19 protein-coding genes are annotated in these 20955 nt (G+C 66.3%); 10 read left to right on the top strand and 9 right to left on the bottom strand.

Translation table 11 applies throughout. The annotated features are described in order from the left end of the window. Positions 1 to 69: 69 nt before the first annotated feature. The 4 genes from ACQR2C_RS01960 to ACQR2C_RS01945 form a co-directional block, all read right to left on the bottom strand. Positions 70 to 714, bottom strand: a complete 645-nt coding sequence (locus ACQR2C_RS01960; RefSeq protein ID WP_315713402.1) for a hypothetical protein — start codon at positions 712 to 714, stop codon at positions 70 to 72. Next, positions 711 to 1415 (bottom strand): OmpA family protein, encoded by a 705-nt coding sequence (locus tag ACQR2C_RS01955; RefSeq protein ID WP_434880304.1) that lies wholly within the window; start codon positions 1413 to 1415, stop codon positions 711 to 713. Before ACQR2C_RS01955 ends, ACQR2C_RS01960 begins: the two co-directional genes overlap by 4 nt. Before the next feature lie 64 nt (positions 1416 to 1479). Further along, entirely contained in the window at positions 1480 to 2241 is a 762-nt protein-coding gene (locus ACQR2C_RS01950; RefSeq protein WP_434880303.1) for an MBL fold metallo-hydrolase, read from the bottom strand. A gap of 60 nt (positions 2242 to 2301) precedes the next feature. Continuing rightward, positions 2302 to 3141, bottom strand: coding sequence for a roadblock/LC7 domain-containing protein (locus ACQR2C_RS01945; protein WP_315802148.1), 840 nt, complete (start codon positions 3139 to 3141; stop codon positions 2302 to 2304). 260 nt (positions 3142 to 3401) lie between these two features. On the opposite strand from ACQR2C_RS01945, the gene ACQR2C_RS01940 reads away from it, so the two are divergent. Continuing rightward, positions 3402 to 4901 (top strand): amidase, encoded by a 1500-nt coding sequence (locus tag ACQR2C_RS01940; protein WP_434880302.1) that lies wholly within the window; start codon positions 3402 to 3404, stop codon positions 4899 to 4901. Positions 4902 to 5183: 282 nt separating this feature from the next. After that, positions 5184 to 6401, top strand: a complete 1218-nt coding sequence (locus ACQR2C_RS01935; RefSeq protein WP_434880301.1) for an alpha/beta hydrolase — start codon at positions 5184 to 5186, stop codon at positions 6399 to 6401. Positions 6402 to 6438: 37 nt separating this feature from the next. On the opposite strand, the gene ACQR2C_RS01930 is transcribed toward ACQR2C_RS01935, so the two are convergent. Next, entirely contained in the window at positions 6439 to 6945 is a 507-nt protein-coding gene (locus tag ACQR2C_RS01930; RefSeq protein WP_434880300.1) for a thioesterase family protein, read from the bottom strand. 72 nt (positions 6946 to 7017) lie between these two features. On the opposite strand from ACQR2C_RS01930, the gene ACQR2C_RS01925 reads away from it, so the two are divergent. Further along, positions 7018 to 8436 (top strand): FAD-binding oxidoreductase, encoded by a 1419-nt coding sequence (locus tag ACQR2C_RS01925; protein WP_316217705.1) that lies wholly within the window; start codon positions 7018 to 7020, stop codon positions 8434 to 8436. Between the two features lie 175 nt (positions 8437 to 8611). Here the strand turns inward: ACQR2C_RS01925 and ACQR2C_RS01920 are convergent, their stop codons facing one another. From ACQR2C_RS01920 to ACQR2C_RS01910, 3 genes are all read right to left on the bottom strand, one after another. After that, positions 8612 to 8884, bottom strand: coding sequence for a GCG_CRPN prefix-to-repeats domain-containing protein (locus ACQR2C_RS01920; protein ID WP_315802153.1), 273 nt, complete (start codon positions 8882 to 8884; stop codon positions 8612 to 8614). 267 nt (positions 8885 to 9151) lie between these two features. Beyond that, a complete protein-coding gene (locus ACQR2C_RS01915; protein ID WP_434880299.1) occupies positions 9152 to 9382 on the bottom strand; it encodes a hypothetical protein in 231 nt (76 codons plus the stop codon). A 194-nt stretch (positions 9383 to 9576) separates the two neighbouring features. Next, the gene (locus ACQR2C_RS01910) at positions 9577 to 11274 is read right to left on the bottom strand and encodes a SulP family inorganic anion transporter (protein WP_434880298.1); all 1698 of its coding nucleotides are present in this window, start codon (positions 11272 to 11274) and stop codon (positions 9577 to 9579) included. Between the two features lie 253 nt (positions 11275 to 11527). Here ACQR2C_RS01910 and ACQR2C_RS01905 point away from each other — a divergent pair, with 253 nt between their 5' ends. From ACQR2C_RS01905 to groL, 3 genes are read left to right on the top strand one after another with little or no spacing between them, the layout of a single operon-like run. After that, positions 11528 to 12253, top strand: coding sequence for a hypothetical protein (locus tag ACQR2C_RS01905; RefSeq protein WP_315802156.1), 726 nt, complete (start codon positions 11528 to 11530; stop codon positions 12251 to 12253). 1 nt (position 12254) lies between these two features. Beyond that, positions 12255 to 12791: a hypothetical protein gene (locus ACQR2C_RS01900; RefSeq protein ID WP_315802157.1), complete on the top strand. Its 537-nt coding sequence runs from the start codon at positions 12255 to 12257 to the stop codon at positions 12789 to 12791. Positions 12792 to 12804: 13 nt separating this feature from the next. Continuing rightward, entirely contained in the window at positions 12805 to 14766 is a 1962-nt protein-coding gene (groL, locus tag ACQR2C_RS01895) for a chaperonin GroEL (protein WP_434839294.1), read from the top strand. 54 nt (positions 14767 to 14820) lie between these two features. On the opposite strand, the gene ACQR2C_RS01890 is transcribed toward groL, so the two are convergent. Beyond that, a complete protein-coding gene (locus ACQR2C_RS01890; protein ID WP_316183623.1) occupies positions 14821 to 15738 on the bottom strand; it encodes a LysR family transcriptional regulator in 918 nt (305 codons plus the stop codon). 102 nt (positions 15739 to 15840) lie between these two features. Here ACQR2C_RS01890 and ACQR2C_RS01885 point away from each other — a divergent pair, with 102 nt between their 5' ends. The 4 genes from ACQR2C_RS01885 to ACQR2C_RS01870 all read left to right on the top strand — a co-directional run bounded on the left by ACQR2C_RS01885 (position 15841) and on the right by ACQR2C_RS01870 (position 20897). After that, positions 15841 to 16275, top strand: coding sequence for a DoxX family protein (locus tag ACQR2C_RS01885; protein ID WP_315805528.1), 435 nt, complete (start codon positions 15841 to 15843; stop codon positions 16273 to 16275). Between the two features lie 214 nt (positions 16276 to 16489). After that, entirely contained in the window at positions 16490 to 17302 is an 813-nt protein-coding gene (locus ACQR2C_RS01880; protein ID WP_434880297.1) for a DODA-type extradiol aromatic ring-opening family dioxygenase, read from the top strand. A gap of 990 nt (positions 17303 to 18292) precedes the next feature. After that, complete coding sequence (locus ACQR2C_RS01875; RefSeq protein ID WP_434880296.1) at positions 18293 to 19594, top strand: MFS transporter; 1302 nt, start codon at positions 18293 to 18295, stop codon at positions 19592 to 19594. A 70-nt stretch (positions 19595 to 19664) separates the two neighbouring features. Beyond that, positions 19665 to 20897 (top strand): cytochrome P450, encoded by a 1233-nt coding sequence (locus ACQR2C_RS01870; RefSeq protein WP_315805531.1) that lies wholly within the window; start codon positions 19665 to 19667, stop codon positions 20895 to 20897. Positions 20898 to 20955: the final 58 nt, after the last annotated feature.

Here is a 20955-nt window from a genome sequence, read left to right as displayed (position 1 = left end):
GATAATGAGGTCGGCGAAGGGCGCAGTGCCTCGCAAGAGGTGCTGCGCTCTTTGCGTTTTGAGGAGGTGTCAGGCCGGCGCCGTCAGCGCGACCTGCACCTTGGCGAGCGCCGGATCGAGCGCCACGGAGGCGAGGCGCGTATCGTTGGAGAGCGCGGTCAGAGTGAGCGTCTGGTCCTGCACGCGGAAGATCCGGCACAGCGTCGTCGCCTCGGAGGCGTCGCGCAGCATCACCGACAACGGCGCGATATGGGTCTCGTCGGCGATCTTCTCCGCCACCAGCGCAAGCCGCGTCGCCGCTGCCGCAAGCTGCTCGGTGCGGTGGGCGGTCGTATTGGCCGCGAGCGGCAGGCCTTCCTCGTTGGTGAGCAGCACGGTCTGGAAGCGGCCGACCTCGGCGATGCGGTCGAGCAGCGGCACCAGCTCGCGGCGCCGGCCCGGCCGGCTCGCGAGCTGCGCCAGATCCAGCGAGATGCGCTCGCGCTCGACCAGCGGCGCCAGCACGTCCTCGATCGCGCTGCGCAGGCTGGTCTCCCGCTCGATGGCGTCGTGGCTGCTCTGCTCCTGCAACTGGTCGAGGCTGGCCGCCTGCATCTGCACCTGCCGCCGCAGCAGCTCGCGGGACAGCGCGCCCTGGCGGGCGCCGAACAGATAGCCCGAGGTCAGCAGCAGGATGGCGGCGCCGAGGCCGCTCACGATGGCATAGATCGTCATGGTCGCTTCGTCGCTGTGAGTTGACTGCAATCATCGACGCCCGCAATGCGCAGCACGGCCTTGCGGTCGCCCGCGACCGCCAGGGCATCGCCGCGCGCCTCGCCGGCGCCGGCGGCGCGCACCGACATCCGCTGCGCCGGGAGGCCCTCGCGCTTCAATTGGGCCGCGATCTCCTTGGCGCGCGAATAGCTGAGCAGCACGTTCAGATCCTCGGTGCCGCTGGCGTCGGTATGGCCCTCGATGATGATGGTCGCATCGCCGTGGCGCGCGAGCGTGCGTTGCAGGATCGCCAGCGACCGCTTCATGTCGGCAGGGTTCGGTCGGGCGCTGCCGCGCTCGAAGCCGACCGCCAGCGGGGCGAAGCACTCGGCGGAAGGCTTCGCGGGGCTCTGGGGCTCCGGGGGCGCTGCCGGGGCGACCAGCGGAGTCGGTGGCGCGATTACCACGGGAGCGGGCGCGGGCGGCGTCGGCGGCGCCGCGACCACCGGTGCCGGGTCGACGATCCGCGCCTCCCGTCGCTTGGGCGCCGCGTCGGCAATGCGGTCGTCGCGCTGCGGCACGGCCATCACCGGCATTGCCGCCGTCGCGACCGGCGGCGTAGCGATGCCTTGCTGCCAGAGCGCTGCCGACATGACGGCGATCAGGGTGCCGGCGACGGCGAAGGCCGCGGCGAGCCAGATCGGCGCCTCCTCGCCGGCCACGGTGCACGCATCGACGCGCATCGCGGGCGAGGGCGGAACGGAGTTCGGGGAAGGCGCCAGCATCTCAGCCCACGGGTACCTTGAACTTCGGCGTGATCAGGTCGATGCCGCATTCGAGCCCCGCGCACCATGCGATGAACTGGCGCGACATTGCAGCATCCGGAAACAGCGCGCCGTGCTGTGGGGCGATGATCTCGATGTCGAGCGTGCTCACCATCTGCGCCCACGCCTTCATGACGCGGTTGGAGACCATGTAGCGGCGGTGAAAGCCTTCCATGAAGCGCGTATGCGCCTTGAAGTCGCGCACGACGGTGTAGTCGACGCCGATCGAAGCGCCGAGGTCGCCGCTGTAGAGGATCTTCGAGATCGGATCGTAGAGCTGGAAATTGCCCTCGCTGTGCAGGAAGTGCGCCGGCAGCGCATACAGCCTGCTGCCGGCGAGATCGAACACCATGCCTTCATCGGGGATCGGCTTCAGCCGGTCGGCGACGATGTGGTCGAAGCCGAAATGCGGCACGAAGCGGGTCCACAGCTCCGAGATGTAGGCGTCGGCGTCGGTCGTCATCAGCCAGCCGTTGATCGCTGCGACGATGTCGGGATCCTGGTGCGACAGGAACAGATATTTCAGCCGCCCGCCCGCGAGCTCGCTGAAGGTCTCGCTGAGCACCCTGGAATAGACCTTGTGGCCGCCCGGATCGAGCAGCATGCCGATGCGGTCGTGGATGATCAGATGCTGGTTCGCCTGCACCGCGAGGTCGCCGGCGCCGAAATCCTCCAGCAGGATGTTCTTGTGAACGCCGTCGTCATAGAGGACGGTATTGGTCATGAAATGACTCCCCGCCGGCGCCGCGCGATCGCCGCGCGCCGGCTCATTGACGACGATGCGCTACAGCACCTTCTGCAGCGACCGGACGGCTTCGCGCATGTCGAAGAAGGTTAAGCCCAGCTTGCTGTTCTCGTTGGTGAGCGCGAGCAGCAGCGCGCCGCGGCCGGCGCTGACCAGCACGGCGTAGCCGGACTCGCCGCGGATGATGACCTCCTGCAGATGGCTGCGGCCGAGCTCCATGGCGGCGCGGCCGCCCAGCGACAGCAAGGTCGCGGTCATGCCGGCGACCCGCGTCTCCTCCATGTCGGCCGCGAGCACGCTCGCGATCATCAGCCCGTCCTCCGAGATCAGCGCGCAGGCCTCGACCCCGAACGAGTCGCTCTGCAGCTTGCGCAGGACGCGGTTGATTTCATCGAGTCGTGACATCGGCTTCTCCTCGACGGCGCGCGGGGCAAACTTGGAATGAAACTGACTTTGAGCCATGGCGGGGTCCTGGTCATCATCTTGAGCTGTTGAAACGGAAGCGGCGGGAATGTCGATCTGTGCAGTAACGGCGGAGGGATACAGCGGGTCATCCGGGACCAGCGTCGTCGTCTGTTCCGGACTGCCGTCCGGTGTCGTCAGCGCGCGCGTCTCGATCGTATCAACCGCGTCGTCGAGCGCGCGCTGCTCGGCCTTGATGCGTGATCGCGAGACCGGCGGATCCATCGCCTGCAACTGGGTCACCAGCGCCTGGCGGGCCGACTGGTAGACTTCGGCTCGGCGTTCGGGGGATGAGTCCGGCAGGTTCTCCATCGCGCGCGACAGCAGGATGAAGTAGTCGGCGGTGGTCACGGGCAGGGCCGCCGCATCCTCATGCGGACCGTGCGCTCGGCTCAGCAGGCTTGCGAGGCGTCCCATCGCTCTCTCGTCAACTCTACGCAACTAACGATGCGTAAGGTTAGGTCGGCACAAGAGACGCGACGAATGATCTGAATCAAATTAACTAAAATCGGGACCAAGCTGCGCAATCCGGCCCTCGAGTCGACCGGGGTTGATCATCATGTCGCCATGATCGCCCCGATGGGGCCGCATTGACGCCGCGTTCGGCGCAACTGCGCCTCGGTTGCAGCCAGAATCAGCTACGATCACGGCAACGAATGCGGTGCGGGGAGGGCGGCGTGAACTTCGGGGACTATGTGCAGCGAGATGCAACGGCGCTTGCCGCCGCGGTGAAGGGCGGCGAGACCCATGCGGCGGAGCTGCTGCAGCTCGCGCTGGTACAGAACGAGCGGGCCCAGCCGCGGACCAACGCCGTCTGCAGGCTGATGGAGGGCGAGGCCCGTGCGCAGCTTGCCAAGCTCGCCACCGGCCCGCTCACCGGCGTACCGTTCCTGATCAAGGATTGTGCCCAGGACTATGCGGGCCTGCCGACGGCCTATGGCAGCAAGGCGCTGTCCGGCTTCGCCGCCGCCGAGCATGCCTCGGTCGTCAGGCGGTATCTCGAAGCCGGCCTCGTGATTTTCGGCAAGACCAACCTGCCGGAGCTCGCGCTGAAGGGCGTCAGCGACTCCCGCGCTTTCGGCCGCGTCGGCAACCCCTGGAATCCCGCGCATACGCCGGGTGGCTCCAGCGGCGGCGCTGCAGCGGCGGTCGCCTCGGGCGTCGTGCCGATGGCCGCCGGCAATGATGGCGGCGGCTCGATCCGCATTCCCGCCGCCTGCTGCGGCCTGTTCGGGCTGAAGCCGTCGCGCGGCCTGATCTCGTCGGGCCCGGGCTTCGGTGAGTATTGGTTCGGCGCCTCGAGCGAGGGCGTGCTGTCGCGCAGCGTTCGCGACACCGCGCTCGCGCTCGACGTCATCGCGGGCAGCGAGCCCGGCGATCCCTTTCTCACCGCCGAGCCCGGCGTGGTCTATGCCAATGCGGTCGCCCGCGATCCCGGCCGCTTGCGCATCGGCTACACGGCGGCGTCGCCGATCGGGACCGAGGTGCATGCCGAGGCGAAGCTTGCGGTCGACAACGCCGTGAAGCTGCTGCGGGGCCTCGGTCACGAGGTCGAGGAGGCCACCCCCGACATCGACGGCGCCGCGCTCGCGACCTCGTTCCTGCACATCTATTTCGGCCAGGTCGCGGCGCTGGTCGCCGACGCGCGCGGCAAGGGCGCCAGGCGCGAGGAGTTCGAGCTGCTGACGCGGGTGCTGTCGACGCTCGGCGGCGCGATCTCGGCCGGCGCGCTGACGACGCAGCTGCTCAAATGGAACGAGTTCGCTCGCGCGCTCGCGCGCTTCCATGCGCGCTACGACCTGCTGCTGACACCGACGCTCGCACACCCTCCGATCCGGCACGGCGAGGGCGATCCGAGCACGGCCGAACAGACCCTGCTCGACATGCTCGACCGCATCGGCCTGCTCGGGCTGCTGACGCGCTGGGGCCTGCTCGACGGCATGATCGACAAGATCGCCCGCGACAGCCTGCAATATGTCCCGTTCACGCAGCTCGCCAATCTGACGGGAACGCCGGCGATGAGCGTGCCGCTGCACTGGACCGCCGACGGCCTGCCGCTCGGCGTGCAGTTCACAGGCCGGCTCGGCGACGAGACGAGACTGTTGCAGCTCGCCCGCCAGCTCGAGCAGGCGCAGCCCTGGTTCGCGCGCTTGCCCGACTGGGTGATGCAGGGCTGACCAGACGAGATGGGCCGGTTTGCGCAGCGCGGTCGTGCGTCGCAAGACGCCGTGCGCATCCATCGCGATTGCGTGCGCGCTGTTTGTGGTGTTCTATCTGAGGTGGAGCGCGGTTGCGGAAGCCGCGCCGGTTCGGCGACGTTGTTCAGACGGCGACGTTGTTCGGATCCGGCCCATCGCGCGTGACTGCCGTGGTGCGGAAGCCATTTCGCGCCGCTTCCGCCGATCCGCTCGTCCGGTGCCGTGCCATGCTTGCTGGCGATATTCTCAGAGGGCGGGATCATGAACGTCACGGTCTATTTCGCGACCAACAGGCAACCGATCACGGCTGAAGGCACGAATCAGATTACCGGGTTCAGCTCCGAGCTCGGTCCCGTCAACGGCTTGAACATCAGGTATGGCCGGGCCGAGATCGCCGTCGATCTGCAGGCATCGAGCTATGGCCTGGTGCCTGGATCGCTTCATGTCGAGGACGAGCAACTGATCTTTCCGCAAGGCTCCCGAGCCGTCCTCGGCAGCAATACGATCTTCGGCGCCCTGCGTACCGACATGCTGGCGAAGGCGCGGCTGACGATCGCGTTCATTCACGGCTTCAGCAACAGCTTCGTCGACTCGATCGAACGCGCCGGGTGGATCTCGGCGTTCTACGGGATCGACGCCAACATGTTCGTGTTCAGTTGGCCGTCGGTGGCCTCGCCGGTCGGCGTGCCGCTGCCCTTTGTGGACTACCAGCACGATCGCAAGACGGCGGCGGCGTCCGGCCCGGCCGTGGCGCGCACGCTGCGGCGTCTCTATGATTTCGTCGACGGGCTGCCGGAGAGCGAGCGCTGCAACCAGAGCATTCATCTCATCTGTCACAGCATGGGGGTCTATGTCCTGCGCGGCGCGCTGCAGGCCTTGATGCAGATGCCGGATCCCGCGGCCGGCGCGGCCATGGCTGGCAGCGTGCCGGCGATGGTGCGGATGGACGGCACGCAGCCGGCGCTGACCGGACTGCGCAGGACGTTCGACAAGATCGTGCTCGCGGCAGCCGACGAGGACGCGGATGCGTTCGACGACCCGGCGAAGCTGAAATATCTACCGCGCACCGCGAGCAGCGTCACGGTCTATCACTCGACCAAGGATTGGGTGCTGAACACGCTGAGCGCGGGCACGAAATTCAACGGTCCGCGGCTCGGCAATGACGGCCCCGACAACATGGGCAGCATCAGCGACAAGGTCACCGCGGTGGATTGCTCTGACGTCACGTCGTTCGCGCAGGACCCGCAGGAGCACCAGTATTATCGCATCTTTCCGGTCGTCCGTGACGACATCGTCCAGGTCCTGAGCGGCGTGCCGCAGAACCAGGTCGGCAACCGCGATCCGGCCGGGTCGGGGCGCTACCGCATCCGGCCGCAGGCCCGCTTGGCGGTCAGGGCCACCAGTCCCAAGCCGCGCACCGCGAAGGCGCGCGTCGCCAAGTCAGGTGCTGCGAAGAAGAGGGCGGCCGGCGGGAGCTGAGCGCGGGACGCCGGCGCGCCCGCATGGCCCGCTGGTCCTACTTGCGCGGCATGCCGATGGCGCGGCCGAGCCCGTCGGGCTGCGGCAGCGCGGCATGCGCCCGCAGCACGCGGGCGATGTTGGCCTGGATGTCCGGCGGAAACGGCGAGACCTTGCGCTTGGTCATGTCGATGTGCACCGACATGTTCTCCGAGGTCGCCGAGACCCAGCCTTCCCCGGCATGGCGCAGTTCCTCGAAGGTGTGCAGCCGCTTCTCGTCGGCTGCGATCAGCCAGACCGCGACCTGGACGGGATCGCCGAGATGGATCTCGCGCAAATAGCGCACGTGGCATTCGGCGGTGAAGGTCGAGCCCTGGCGCTCCGTCATGTAGGCAGGGCCGATGCCGAGCTCGGCCCAGATCTGGTCGATCGCGCGGTCGAACATCACGTTGTAATAGGCCATGTTGAGATGGCCATTGTAGTCGATCCATTGCGGCTCGATCTGCATGACCTGTGACATGAACGGCCCGGCCTCTTGCGTCGTGGGCACTGCATTATCGCTCATCGGCTCTTCCGTTTGCTCCCTTGACCCCTGTTGCGTCCTTTGCCACGGTCCGCCCAACTTTCGGAGGAAGCAGTGGCGACGACGATCCCCCATCACGATTTGAAGCGGCCCGCGCCGGAGGCGCTGAAAAGCGCGCTCGACGCGCTCGCAGCCCGCTTCGGCAACCGGCTCATCACCTCGCAGGCCGTGCGCGAGCAGCATGGCCATACCACGACCTGGCTGCCGACGCAGCCGCCGGATGGCGTGGTGCTGGCGCAGGAGACCGCCGACATCCAGGACGTCGTCCGCATCTGCGCCCCCCGAGGCGTGCCGATCATTCCGTTCGGCACCGGCACCTCGCTGGAGGGCCAGGTCAACGCGCCCGCGGGCGGCATCTGCATCGACATGCGCGACATGAACAAGGTGCTGGAGGTGCATGCCGAGGACCTCGACTGCGTGATCCAGCCCGGCATCACCCGCAAGACCCTCAACGAATATCTGCGCGACCAGGGCCTGTTCTTCCCGATCGATCCCGGTGCCGACGCTTCGCTCGGCGGCATGGCCTCGACCCGCGCGTCCGGCACCAACGCGGTGCGCTACGGCACCATCCGCGAGAACGTGCTGGCGCTGAAGGTGGTGCGCGGCGACGGCGAGATCATCAAGACCGGCACCCGTGCCAAGAAGTCCGCGGCCGGCTACGATTTGACGCACCTGTTCATCGGCGCCGAGGGCACGCTCGGCATCATCTGCGAGATGACGATCCGTCTGCGCGGCATTCCCGAGACCATCGCGGCGGCGTCGTGCTCGTTCGAGACGGTGCGCGGCGCCTGCCAGGCGACGATCCTCGCGATTCAGACCGGCATTCCGATGGCGCGCATCGAGCTGCTCAATGCGGCGCAGGTGAAGGCCTGCAACGCCTATTCCAAGCTGACCCTGCCGGAGACGCCGCTGCTGCTCCTCGAATTTCATGGCAGTGAGGCCGAGGTCGCCGAGCAGTCGAAGAACTTTGCCGAGATCGCCAGGGAGTGCGGCGGCGGCGACTTCGCCTGGACCACCAAGCCGGAGGACCGCACCAAGCTGTGGCAGGCGCGTCACGACGCCTATTGGTCGGTGAAGGCGATCCGGCCCGGCGTCGGCGTGGTCGCGACCGATGTCTGCGTGCCGATCTCGCGGCTGGCGGACTGCGTCACCGAGACCGAGGAGGATCTCGCGCGTCTGCGGCTGACCTCGCCGATCGTCGGCCATGTCGGCGACGGCAACTTCCACTGCTCCTTGATGTGCGACGTCGACGATGCCGACGAGATGGCGCGCGGCGACGAGTTCATGCACCGCCTGGTCGAGCGCGCCCAGGCCATGGACGGCACCTGCACCGGCGAGCACGGCATCGGCCAGGGCAAGCAGAAATACCTCAAGTCCGAGCTCGGCGAGGAAGCGCTGGACGCGATGCGCGCGGTGAAGGCCGCGCTCGATCCGCACAACATCTTCAACCCCGGCAAGATCATCCCGGCCTGAAGCCGCATCAGGCCTCAACTCTCTCCTCGATCACGCTGCGCTCCCTCTCCCCGTAAGAACGGGGAGAGGGAGCGCACTACCTGCGCGGCGACACGTCCGATCCAACCTCGTCAGGAGAGCACCAAACAAAAACGCCGCCGCGTTCGACACGCGGCGGCGCTGTAGTCCATTCAAATCAACGGCAGACGCGGCGCGGTCCCCACGGGGTCGGCCGGACCCAGCAGGTGCGCGGGCCGAAGCCGCCATAACCGTAGGGGCGATAGACGCGCGGGGCGGGTCGGCAACGGCCCCAACGGTCGGGGAACCAGCCGGGACCGCAGCCGCCGGCGACGCGCTCGACATTGCCGTCCGGAGCAGCCGGCTGGGCCGGCAGCGTGAAGGCCTGCGCGGCCGACGCGCCCAGCATGACGGTCGCGGCGAGCAGGGCGGAGGTGAACAGATTGCGCATTGCAGTGCGGTCCTCTCGTTGGTTTCGAAGCAGTGCAGTCCTTAGACGTCCTCGGACAGGATTTGGTTTCGCAATTTTTTCGACGCCGCGAAACCTCTTCCTAGTACCATAGAGACCTCCACGACACCGATCGCGCGATGCAGCTCTGCTGATCATGGAGCGCATCGCTACGGCATCGTCGCCATCTTAGGATATTCTAGCAGACATTCGCTGCAAGGAACATGAACGACGAGCGACGTCTGCCGCCGGCTTTCGTCGCAGCCGGCATCATTTGCCGCCAGGCTGCGCCTTCGCGTCCTTCAGCGCCGCCTTGCAGCCGTCGGAGAGCTTATCGAACTTCTCGATCATGCATTGCTTGATGCGGCCGCCGCCCGGCATGATTCCCGTACAAAGCGTGCGCACGTCGTCGCCGCACGCCTGGCGCATCGCGCTCCTGTCCTGAGCCTGGGCGGCAGCGCTGAAGATGACTATCAACAGCAGCGGAAACAGCTTGTGCATGATCGATGATTCCTCTCTTGCCGCGGCCGACGCGCCGGGCCTTGTGAGGCTGCTGTCTCGCCGATCAATTTAGCAGGCATATGTCGAGCGTCGCCGCAACGTGTAACGGTTTGTATCACGAGGTCACCGCGCGCAAGCGTGCGCTTGGTCCCGGAGACGTCGTCGACCACGGCGGTGCTCGTGCCGCCATTCCCTCAAGCGTGCATATCCGAGGCACTGCCGCGCAGCTTCTGCAGCGCGTGATCGACGCTGTGGAACACGCGCTCCCGCGGCAGCACGTCGTACAGGCCGAACCGTTCGAAGGCCGCCTGGGCCCGCAGCGACTCCAGCCGCGCCACCGCGAACACGATGCCGGTCTCGTTGCAGATATGGATCATGTCGCGCAGGGTCTGCGCGGCGGTGAAATCGATCTCGACGATGGCACTGGCCTCGAACACCACCAGCCGCGGCTTGCGGCTGCGCAGCAGGCGCTGCATGTCGGCGCGGAACGTCGTCGCATTGAGGAAGCTGAGCGGAGCCTGGAAGCCGACCACGGCGATGTCGGACAGCTCCTCGCCTCTGATCTGCGGATGCGCCGGCCACCAGATCGTCGTGTCTGGCACGCGTTCGAAGGCGATGAGGTGGGCGCGCGTCGTGCTCCAGATGCCGTGCAGCAGCGACAGCGCGATGCCGATCGCGACGCCCTGCTCGATCGGCAGCGCGATGATCGCCACCGCGGTGGCGAGGATGAGCAGGAACTCGCCCTTCGACGCACGATAGACGCTGGTGATCTGCGCGACGCGGATGATGCGCAAGGCCACGAACAGCAGCACGCCGCCGAGCGCCGCCTCCGGCACATTCGCAAGCAGCCGGGCGCCGAACAGCACGAGCAGCAGCACGATCGCGGCGGCGAGCAGGCCCGCGACCTGCGACCGGCCGCCGGTCTCGACCACGATGCCGGTGCGCGGCGGGCTGGCATTGACGGGGAAGGCGCCGAACAATCCGGCCAGCAGGCTGCCGGCGCCGGCGCCGAGGAAGTCGCGGTCGACGTCGGCCGGCCGGTCGGGATCGGAGGGGAACGAGCGCGTCGTCGCCGAGGTCTGCACCATCACCACGACGGCGATCAGGAAGGCGAGGGGGACCAGCTTCGCCCATTGTTCCGGTCCGATCAGCGGCACGGACGGCATCGGCACCGTGCCGGCGATCTCGCCGATGACGGGCACGCCACCGCCCTGCAGCCCGGCCGACATCACGAACAGGGTCGCGGCCGTCAGCGCGATCAGCGCGCCGGGTATGCGGGCGCTGATCCGCTCGCAGACCGTGATGGTCGCGAGCACGCCGAAGCCGATGAGCATCGTGTACGCGTTGGACTTGCCAAGCTCGCCCGCGAGGGTCGCGATCCGCGCCAGCGTCGGCCCGCTCGGTGACGGCAGTCCGAGCACGCCCGGCAATTGTGAGACGATGATATGCACGGCAATGCCGGCGAGGAAGCCCACGGTGACCGGCACCGACAGCAGGTTGGCGATGCCGCCGAGCTTGAAGCCGCCGGCCAGCACCAGCATGACCCCGACCAGCAGCGCCAGCGCCGCGGCCAGGCTGCCGTATTCGGGCGTGCCGCCGGCCGCAAGCAGCGCCAGGCCTCCGGCGAAGATCGGCGTGATCGTGGAATCGGCGCCGCAGGACAGGAAGCGGTTGGCGCCGAACAGCGCAAACCCCAGCGATCCCGCCATGAAGGCGAAGAATCCGATCTCGGGCGCGAAGCCGCCGAGCTTGGCGGTCGCCATCTGCTCGGGGATCGCGATCGCCGCCAGCGTCAGTCCGGCGGCGAGATCGGCGGGCAGGGCGCTCAACCGGTAGGATTGCAGGGAGCGAAGCAGCGTCCATGGACGCCCGGCCGCAGTCTGGTCTGTCATGAGTTTCTACGTCTCCGGACGTCGCTGCAGGCGGCAGAGCCACAGCCCGATCATCCTCGATGGCACGGCTGGATCGGGCAGCGCAACAGCGCAGGTGCAATTGCCCGCACGGCAGGACGGACTTGCAAGAACGTTGGAGTTGGCATCATTATTCTCTAATTCGGATTGGTTTGGATACTCGATTTGAGGCCCCCGAGGTCTCCATTGCCTGCAGCCTGCGAGACGGGGCTTCGTCTCACGACGGGATACGCCATTGTACAAGGTCGTCTTCCACCGGCTGATCTGGTTTCCGTATCGCCCCGAGCATGCGCTGGTGGGGCCGCTGCTGATGGCGCTGCTGTTCTTGGTGGCCGCAACCGGAGCAATCAAGGCCATCGATATTTTCACCTCGCTCGGCACGCAGGCCGCAGGGCACGAAGCGCGCATCACGGTCGTCGTCTTACTCCTGTGCCTGGTCGTATGCATCAACGCCGCAAGAGCGGACTACATCTCGGTCGTCGCGGCGATCATTCCCTGCCTCGTCACGGTCTTGGTGGTCACTGTGCTGAGCTTGCTCGGAACCTGGCCCAGATCGGACATGAACGCCGCGCTGATGCAGGCCAGCGTATCAGCATTCGCCGCCCTGTCGCTGATCGGCCGGCTCGTGCAGTCGGGCGGACCGGACCTCGGAAAAATCGGGGTGCTCTGGCGACGGGCAAAGGCCCATGTCCGCCGTCTCAAGGATACGGACGTCCAAAAGACGGATTTCAAGGTGAAGCGGGCGGAGCTGGTCGAAGACGTGGAGTCGCTCGCCAAGGAGCTGAAGGAGGCCGCCTCGCAGCTTGTCGAGCCGGGGTTGCCCAGGGGGGTGGAAAAGAAGCTCCGATCCTTCATTGCCTACAGCAAGATGGCCAGCCATGCCGACTTCATGGCGGCTGCGACGCAAGGTCAGGAGTCGCTCGTCGAAACTCTGACGGTGTTGAATCAGGGGCTTAGATAAGATGCGCGAAGTCATTCCTCTCTATTTCGCCACGCTCGACGGCGAGCAGCCATGTGCCTGGTCCCCCTTCGGCGTTCCGATGCGGCAGATGCAGGATTGCAAGAAGGAGATCATGCAGTCGAAGTACTCCAATTCGAAGCATTTCAGCGTCTCCATCTTGTGCGAGAAGCACGAAGCCATCCCGGACGAAGCGCTGTCGCAGACCATCGGGTGTCTGATCGACGCAAAATACCTGAAGCCGGAGAACAGGCGCTACATCGACGGCCAGTTCGTCGAGTTCAGCAACCGTCTGGACAGGGAGAAAATCGCGATATTGGGATTCGAGATCTACATCGTGGCCTCCGACCAGGAGCCGGAATGCGATCTCGATCGTGCCATGGAGTTCAAGGACAGGCTGATCCTGGCAGGCTTCGATCCTGACCGGCTCAGGGTCGATGTCGTCAGCGACCAGGCTTGCCTGACCAAGATATCCAAGCTGCGTCTCGTCAACATCAGGCATATGCAGAAAGCGATCAGTCTGCCGATGTTGAAGCCCTAGGAGGTCGTCGAGAATGGCAGCCAAGGACATCAAATTCGCCGGTGAAGCCCGCGACCGCATGCTGCGCGGCGTGGACATCCTCGCCAATGCCGTGAAGGTCACGCTCGGTCCGAAGGGCCGCAACGTCGTCCTCGACAAGTCGTTCGGGGCGCCGCGCATCACCAAGGACGGCGTCACCGTCGCCAAGGAGATCGAGCTCGACGACAAGTTCGAGAACATGGGCGCGCAGATGGTGCGCGAGGTCGCCTCGAAGTCCGCTGATGCGGCTGGCGACGGCACCACCACCGCGACCGTGCTGGCCCAGGCCATCGTCCGCGAAGGCGCCAAGGCGGTTGCCGCCGGCATGAACCCGATGGATCTGAAGCGCGGCATCGACCTCGCGGTCGAGGCTGTCGTCGCCGATCTCGTCAAGAACTCCAAGAAGGTCACGTCGAACGACGAGATCGCCCAGGTCGGCACCATCTCCGCCAACGGCGACTCCGAGATCGGCAAGTTCCTCGCCGACGCCATGAAGAAGGTCGGCAACGAGGGCGTGATCACGGTCGAGGAAGCCAAGTCGCTCGAGACCGAGCTCGACGTCGTCGAGGGCATGCAGTTCGACCGCGGCTACATCTCGCCCTACTTCGTCACCAACGCCGACAAGATGCGCGTCGAGATGGACGACGCCTACATCCTGATCAACGAGAAGAAGCTGTCGTCGCTGAACGAGCTGCTGCCGCTGCTCGAGGCCGTGGTGCAGACCGGCAAGCCGCTGGTGATCGTCGCCGAGGACGTCGAGGGCGAGGCTCTGGCTACGCTCGTCGTCAACCGTCTGCGTGGCGGCCTGAAGGTCGCGGCCGTCAAGGCGCCGGGCTTCGGCGACCGCCGCAAGGCCATGCTGCAGGACATCGCGATCCTGACTGGCGGCCAGGCGATCTCGGAAGACCTCGGCATCAAGCTCGAGAACGTCAACCTCTCCATGCTCGGCCGCGCCAAGAAGGTGATGATCGACAAGGAGAACACCACGATCGTCAACGGCGCCGGCAAGAAGGCCGACATCGAGGCGCGCGTTCAGCAGATCAAGGCGCAGATCGAGGAGACCACCTCGGACTACGACCGCGAGAAGCTGCAGGAGCGTCTGGCCAAGCTCGCCGGCGGCGTCGCGGTGATCCGCGTCGGCGGCGCGACCGAGGTCGAGGTCAAGGAGCGCAAGGACCGCGTGGATGACGCGATGCATGCGACCCGTGCGGCCGTCGAGGAAGGCATCCTGCCGGGCGGCGGCATTGCGCTGTTGCGCGCCAGGCAGGCCCTGAGCCGGGTGTTCAGGAGCAAGAGCGAGCCGGACAGCATTTCCGACCTCGCGATGTCTGACACGCACGATCTGGGACGCTTGCTTCGTAAGCAGTCCTTGTTGAACAACAGGCTCTTGAACGAGATCTTCGCATCCATCGAGAAGCTGCTGAATTCCGACAGTCCGTTCGTCTATCCGGATTTCTTCTTTCAGCGTGTCCATCGTTTGCAGCTTCCCGATTCGCTCGAAGCCGAATTGATCGACTATCTGACAGAAATGATTCTCAACCTCAGAGAAAGGCGCGAATCCGCTCGCCGTCATTCACGGACGCGGGGAGCGGGCTGGCAATCTGCTCGGCAAAATCCGGACATCATGCATGGCTTTGGTATCGTCATGAAGGCGTTGGAAGCACCGGTGCGCCAGATTGCGGCAAATGCCGGAGCCGACGGCTCCGTCATCGTCGGCAGATTGTTGGAGCGGGATCAATATGCTTACGGGTATGACGCACAGTCCGACGACTACGGGAACATGATCAGCAAGGGAATCATCGATCCGACCAAGGTCGTGCGGACCGCTCTGCAGAACGCTGCCTCCGTTGCGGGCCTGCTGATTACGACCGAGGCGATGGTCGCCGAACTCCCCAGAGAGCAGGCGGCGGCTCCGGCCACGCCGTCCGGCGGCAGGATGAGCGGAATGGATTTCTGAGGCTCGCCCGAAACTCAGTTCGTTCGCGGCGACGTCACGAAGAACTGACGCCGCTCACGCAAGATCGCGATCCCAGGGCGGCTCCGGCGCGAAGGCCGCCGCGAGGTGGTCGATGAAGGCGCGTACCTTGGCCGAGGGCGTGCGATCCGGCAGGTAGACGGCATGCACCGCCAGCAGGTCCGATGGCGGCACCTCGAGCGTCAGCGGCACCAGCCGTCCCGCGCGGATCTCGTCGCCGACGATGAAGGTCGGCTGGTAGATCACGCCTTGCCCGGCGAGCGCTGCCGCGAGCAGCGCATCGCCATTGTTGGCGCGCAGATTGCCGCTCACGGTGACATCGACCGCGGCCTTGCCGCCCATGCGCCAGCGCGACGGGCCGGCCGCCGCCAGCGTGTAGCCGAGGCAGTTGTGGCCGGCGAGATCGGCCGTGGTGCGCGGCGTCCCATGCGCGGCGAGATAGGACGGCGCGGCGCAGACCATCATCCGGCATGGCGCCAGCCGCCGCGCCACCAGGCTGGAATCCTTGAGGGTGCCGATGCGGATCGCGAGATCCCAGCCTTCCTCGATCAGGTCGACCAGCCGGTCATTGAGCCCAAGCTCGACGCTGACGCCGGGATAGAGCGCGGCGAAGCCGGCGAGCAGCGGCGCGATCTGGCGCGTGCCGAAGGCGAGCGGGACGTTGAGTCGCAACAGCCCGCGCGGCTCGACGCGGTCGGCCGCGATCGCGCTCTCGGCCGCCTCGAAGTCGCCGAGCACGCGCTCGGCGAGGTCGAGATAGCGGCGTCCGGCCTCGGTGATGGTCAGCCGGCGCGTGGTGCGGTGAAACAGCTTGGTGCCGAGCCGCGTCTCCAGCGCGGCAAGGTGCTTTGTCACCATGGTCGGCGACATGCCGAGCAGGCGGGCCGCGCCTGACAGGCTTCCGGAGCCGGCCACCTTCGAGAGCACCTCCAGTCCGGTCAGCCGGTCCAACACTGGATCATCTCACTCTTATGGTGTGAACTGAATTTCCATTGTATCGGATTATCGTCTTTCGGGAAATGATCCATATGCTGGGGGTCCCCACCGGAGGTTCCGATGATCGATTCCCGTACCGCGCCCTATGCCGCACTTCTGCTCCGCCTCACCCTTGGCGGGTTGTTTCTGGCCCATGCCAGCCTCAAGCTGTTCGTGTTCACGCCGGCCGGCACCGCCAAGTTCTTCGGCAGTATCGGCCTGCCGCCCGAGCTGGCCTATCTGGTGATCACCGCCGAGATCCTGGCCGGCATCGCGCTGATCCTCGGCATCTACACCCGCTGGGTGGCGCTCGCCGCCGTGCCGATCCTGCTCGGCGCTATCTTCACCGTGCATGGCTCCGCCGGGTTCTTCTTCAACAATCCGAAGGGCGGCTGGGAGTATCCGGCGTTCTGGGCGGTGACCCTGGTGATCCAGGCCCTGCTCGGCGACGGCGCCTACGCGCTGGGCGGCCTGCGCAGCAGCCTTGCCGGCGGTCAGTTGCGCAGCGCGCATTGACGTTGGATTCGGCGACTGTCGCCACACCTTCGCTGTCATCCCCGCGAACGCGGGGATCCATAACCACAGGCGGAACTGGTCTGAGCACGACGGTCGATACTCAGCCTGCCTCAAACCTCGATCACGCGGTATGGGTTCCTGCGTTCGCGGGGACGACAGCTGTGGTTTTGGCGCGCTATCTTGACGACGTGTCAGCAGTCCGAGGAGAGATGACATGACCCTTCCCAGCATCTTCCTGTCGCACGGCTCGCCGATGCTGCCGCTCACGGATTCGGCGGCGCGTGACTTCCTCGTCAGCCTCGGCGGCAGCCTGCCGCGGCCGAAGGCGATTTTGGTGATCTCGGCGCATTGGGAGACCGACATCCCCGCCGTCAATGCGGTCGCCACCAACGAGACTATCTACGATTTCTACGGCTTTCCCCGTGAGCTCTATCAGTTGCGCTATCCCGCGCCGGGAGCGCCCGATCTCGCGCAGGCCGTCGCGGCGCGGTTGCAGGCGGCCGGGCTGCCGGTCGGCATCGACCGCGAGCGCGGGCTCGATCACGGCGCCTGGGTGCCGCTGCTCCTGATGTACCCGCAGGCCGACATTCCGGTGCTGCAGCTCTCGATTCAGACCGAGCGCGGGCCGGCACATCATCTCGCACTCGGCCGCGCGCTGGCGCCACTGCGCGACGAGGGCGTGCTGATCATCGGCAGCGGCAGCTTCACCCATAATCTCGGCGAATTCCGCAAGCGCCGGCTCGATATCGACGACCCCGCGCCGTCCTGGGTGGTCGACTTCGCCGACTGGGTGCACAAGGCCGCGATCGAAGGCCGCGTCGACGACCTCGTCGACTACCGCCGTCTCGCCCCGCATGCGCGCGACAATCATCCGACCGACGAGCACTTCCTGCCGCTGTTCGCTGCACTCGGCGCCGCGGGAGAGGGCGCCCGCGTCGAACGGCTGCACAACAGCGCCAATTACGGCGTGCTGCGCATGGACGTGTATGCGTTCCATGGCGCCGACGAGGCCAAGGCCGCGGCGTAGAACGCAACTTATTAGTTCGCCGTCGCCCCACGACGTCATTCCGGGGCAAGGCCGCAGGCCTTGAACCCGGAATCTCGACATTGGCTTGCATCCGTCTTTCAACAATCTCGAGATTCCGGGTTCGATCGTCCAGACGCAGACGCGTTTGGACGATCGCCCCGGAATGACGACGGAACGCTGTTTGCCCGTCGGGTTACTTTGTCGCAGATCATTTCGCTTGCGTCGTCGGGCAAATCACCGCGATCTTTCCGCGCATCCCGCCTCATCATGGAGGGGCGTTGCGCGCGATCGTCACGACACGCGAGGCGGGGAGCGGTGGCCGCGAGAGCTCGCAGCATGTCCTTGGCAGCATGTCCTGGATGTGCGGACGAACGACGTTCTTGCGGACGTGAAGTTGCAGGGTTCTGATACCTCGACGCTGGTATCACCGCGCAACGCGTGAAAGGCGTTGTCGCGCATGGCGGCCAACAAGCCGAGCGCCAGGAAGCCTGCATATAAGCGTGAAGACCATCGCGCAGGGAGGGCCGGGCGATCTCGGCTGAACCTGTGGTACCTGCCGCCTGCATTTTTTTGAGCAGGCGGGCCACGGGCGCGGCCGGCGCCCGGCCTTCCCTGCGCCCTTCTATTCGAGGAGGGTGAGTGAGCAAGCAAAGCTCGGGCGCAGATCGCGCTGCGGGGACGTGCAGCCATGATCCGGCGAAGCTCGCCACATACGCGGTGTCGTCCCGGCCTTGAGCCGGGACCCATAACCACCGGCGGGAATGAGACGCGCAACTGTCAGCCATGTCCCTCGTGAGATCGCGCGGTATGGGTCCCGGCGCCGCGTGCGCAATTGCGCACTAGGCCGGGACGACAGCGGGGGGCAGAGGAACAGTGCACCGCACACATGACCTCGGAGGTAACTGACACCGCCGTCGCCCGCGCAGAAAATCCTTGACCCATTCGCATGCAGATGATGCGAAGGATGCACCAGGGAGTGAAACAACAACAATGCGCCTGCCGTTCTACTATGGCTGGGTCATCGTCGCCGTGACCTTCGTGACGATGGCCGTCGGGGTCAATGCGCGCACCGCGTTCTCACTGTTCTATCCGCCTGTTCTCGCCGAATTCGGCTGGGACCGCGGCGTCACCGCCGGGGCGTTCTCCTTCGGCTTCGTTGCCTCTGGAATCGTCAGTCCGCTGATCGGACGGCTGATGGACCGCACCGGCCCGCGGGCGGTGATGGAACTCGGCGTCGCGCTGATGGCCGGCGGACTGTTGCTGGCGCCGCTGACCTCGCAGCCCTGGCATCTCTACATCACCATTGGCGTGATGGTCGGCGCCGGCAGCGTCTGCCTCGGCTATTCCGGCCAGTCCCTGTTCCTGCCGAACTGGTTCATCCGCCGGCGCGGCCTGGCGATCGGCATCGCCTTCGCCGGCGTCGGCATCGGCTCGATGACGCTGCTCCCGTGGGTGCAGCACATGATCGCACAGACCAACTGGCGCACGGCCTGCACCGCGATGGGGATCATGGTGCTGGTCGTGCTGGCGCCGATCAATCTGTTGCTGCGCAAGAAGCCGGAGGAGATCGGCCTGCGTCCCGACGGCGACGCCGCGCCGCTCGCCAATGCTGCCAAGCCGGTCTCCAACGTCGTCGACGCCGCCTGGGCCAGCATCGATTGGACGCTCTCGCGCGCGCTGCGCACGGGTCGGTTCTGGTGGCTCGCGCTCGGCTATTTCTTCGGCCTCTACGTCTGGTACGCGGTGCAGGTGCACCAGACGAAATACCTGCTCGAGATCGGTTTCAGCTCGAGCGTCGCGGTGTGGGCGCTCGGCGCGGTCAGCCTGCTCGGGATCCCGGGCCAGATCGCGCTCGGCCATCTGTCGGACCGGCTGGGGCGCGAGGCGGTGTGGGGATTGGGCTGTCTCGGCTTCGCGATCTGCTTCGCCGCGCTGATCGTGCTCAAGGCCGCGCCGTCGCTCATGCTGATCTACATCATGGTGGCGACGCAGGGCGCGCTCGGCTACGGCCTGACCTCGGTGATGGGCGCGGTCGCGCTGGAGATATTCCAGGGCGCGCATTTCGGCAGCATCTTCGGAACGCTGATGCTGATCGGGCTATGCGGCGGCGCAGCAGGGCCGTGGGTGACCGGCGTGCTGTATGACTACACCCTGAGTTATACGCCGGGCTTCGTGATCGCCTTCCTCGGCGCCTTCGTCTCGGCGGCGGCGATCTGGATCGCGGCCCCGCGCCGGGTCCGCCTCGTTGCCGGCCAGTTGCACAGGTTAAAGACGGCGGGGGCTGCGGCATGATGTGTGAACTAGCCGGTTGCCATCGCGGCGCGGGCGTGAGCTAATCGGCCAATCCAGGGAGAGGGACCCCATGAACGAGCATGTTCAGGCCGCCAAGGCCGCGCCGCTGTTCAATCCGCTGTCGCCGGAGTTCATCCGCGATCCCTATCCCTTCTATGCGCAGCTGCGCGACAACGACCCGATGCATGTGACGCCGTTCGGGGCGTTCCTCGCCAGCCGGCATGCGGAATCGAGCTTGGTGCTGCGCGACAAGCGCTTCGGCAAGGACTTCGTCGCGCGTTCGATCCGGCGCTACGGCCCTGACATCATGAACGAGCCGATCTTCCGCAGCATGAGCCATTGGATGCTGCAGCAGGATCCGCCGGATCACACGCGCTTGCGCGGCCTCGTGGTGAAGGCATTCACGGCCCGCCGCGTCGAGGACATGCGGCCACGGATCCAGGCGATCGTCGATTCGACGCTCGACGAGATCATCCCGCGCGGCCGGATGGACCTGATCGAGGACTTCGCGTTCAAGCTGCCGGTCACCGTGATCTGCGACATGCTCGGAATTCCCGAGGAGCACCGCGAAGCGTTCTACAAGAGCTCGCGCGAGGGCGGCCGGCTGCTCGAGCCGGTGCCGCTGTCGAAGGCCGAGATCGCCGAGGGCAATGCCGGCAACGCGGTATCGAAGGCGTATTTCCAGCACCTGTTCGAGCTGCGCCGGAAACATCCCGGCGACGACCTGACGACGCAGCTGCTGCAGGCCGAGGAGGACGGCGCCAAGCTCAGCAATGAGGAGCTCACCGCCAACATCATCCTGCTGTTCGGCGCCGGGCACGAGACCACGGTCAACCTGATCGGCAACGGCCTGCTGGCGCTGCACCGCAATCCGGACCAGCTGGCGCTGTTGAAGGCGCGGCCGGAGCTGATCACCAACGCGATCGAGGAGTTCCTGCGCTACGATTCCTCGGTGCAGCTCACCGGACGGGTGGCGCTCGAGGACATCGAGGATCTCGGCGGCCGCCGGATCCCCGCGGGCGAGAGCGTGCTGTGCCTGCTGGGCTCCGCCAACCGCGATCCTGCGGTCTATCCGGATCATCCGGAGCAGCTCGACATCACCAGGGCCAACGTGAAGCCGCTGTCGTTCGGTGGTGGCATCCACCATTGCCTGGGGGCGCAGCTCGCCCGCATCGAGGCCGAGATCGCGATCGGAACCCTGCTGCGCCGGCTGCCGGAGTTGAAGCTGGACGATCCCGACAACCCGGAATGGCGGCCGACCTTCGTGCTGCGCGGCCTGAAGCGGCTGCCGGCGCACTGGTAACCATCTTCGTTAACGGAATTGTGCAACGCCCCCGGAAATACCGACAGCGCTGTGACTT

Origin of the sequence: Bradyrhizobium sp. HKCCYLRH3061, assembly GCF_051168015.1 — a bacterium.
Classification (GTDB): Bacteria; Pseudomonadota; Alphaproteobacteria; order Rhizobiales; family Xanthobacteraceae; genus Bradyrhizobium.
The sequence above is the reverse complement of the archived record's forward strand: the minus strand, read 5'-3'. Positions and strand labels throughout refer to the sequence as shown.

What these genes read in the sequence shown, in the direction of transcription:
- ACQR2C_RS01960 (WP_315713402.1), bottom strand. Translation starts at nt 714, where the DNA reads ATGACGATCTATGCCATCGTGAGCGGCCTCGGCGCCGCCATCCTGCTG.
- ACQR2C_RS01950 (WP_434880303.1), bottom strand. Translation starts at nt 2,241, where the DNA reads ATGACCAATACCGTCCTCTATGACGACGGCGTTCACAAGAACATCCTG.
- ACQR2C_RS01945 (WP_315802148.1), bottom strand. Translation starts at nt 3,141, where the DNA reads ATGGGACGCCTCGCAAGCCTGCTGAGCCGAGCGCACGGTCCGCATGAG.
- ACQR2C_RS01935 (WP_434880301.1), top strand. Translation starts at nt 5,184, where the DNA reads ATGAACGTCACGGTCTATTTCGCGACCAACAGGCAACCGATCACGGCT.
- ACQR2C_RS01930 (WP_434880300.1), bottom strand. Translation starts at nt 6,945, where the DNA reads ATGAGCGATAATGCAGTGCCCACGACGCAAGAGGCCGGGCCGTTCATG.
- ACQR2C_RS01920 (WP_315802153.1), bottom strand. Translation starts at nt 8,884, where the DNA reads ATGCGCAATCTGTTCACCTCCGCCCTGCTCGCCGCGACCGTCATGCTG.
- ACQR2C_RS01915 (WP_434880299.1), bottom strand. Translation starts at nt 9,382, where the DNA reads ATGCACAAGCTGTTTCCGCTGCTGTTGATAGTCATCTTCAGCGCTGCC.
- ACQR2C_RS01910 (WP_434880298.1), bottom strand. Translation starts at nt 11,274, where the DNA reads ATGACAGACCAGACTGCGGCCGGGCGTCCATGGACGCTGCTTCGCTCC.
- ACQR2C_RS01900 (WP_315802157.1), top strand. Translation starts at nt 12,255, where the DNA reads ATGCGCGAAGTCATTCCTCTCTATTTCGCCACGCTCGACGGCGAGCAG.
- groL (WP_434839294.1), top strand. Translation starts at nt 12,805, where the DNA reads ATGGCAGCCAAGGACATCAAATTCGCCGGTGAAGCCCGCGACCGCATG.
- ACQR2C_RS01885 (WP_315805528.1), top strand. Translation starts at nt 15,841, where the DNA reads ATGATCGATTCCCGTACCGCGCCCTATGCCGCACTTCTGCTCCGCCTC.
- ACQR2C_RS01880 (WP_434880297.1), top strand. Translation starts at nt 16,490, where the DNA reads ATGACCCTTCCCAGCATCTTCCTGTCGCACGGCTCGCCGATGCTGCCG.
- ACQR2C_RS01875 (WP_434880296.1), top strand. Translation starts at nt 18,293, where the DNA reads ATGCGCCTGCCGTTCTACTATGGCTGGGTCATCGTCGCCGTGACCTTC.
- ACQR2C_RS01870 (WP_315805531.1), top strand. Translation starts at nt 19,665, where the DNA reads ATGAACGAGCATGTTCAGGCCGCCAAGGCCGCGCCGCTGTTCAATCCG.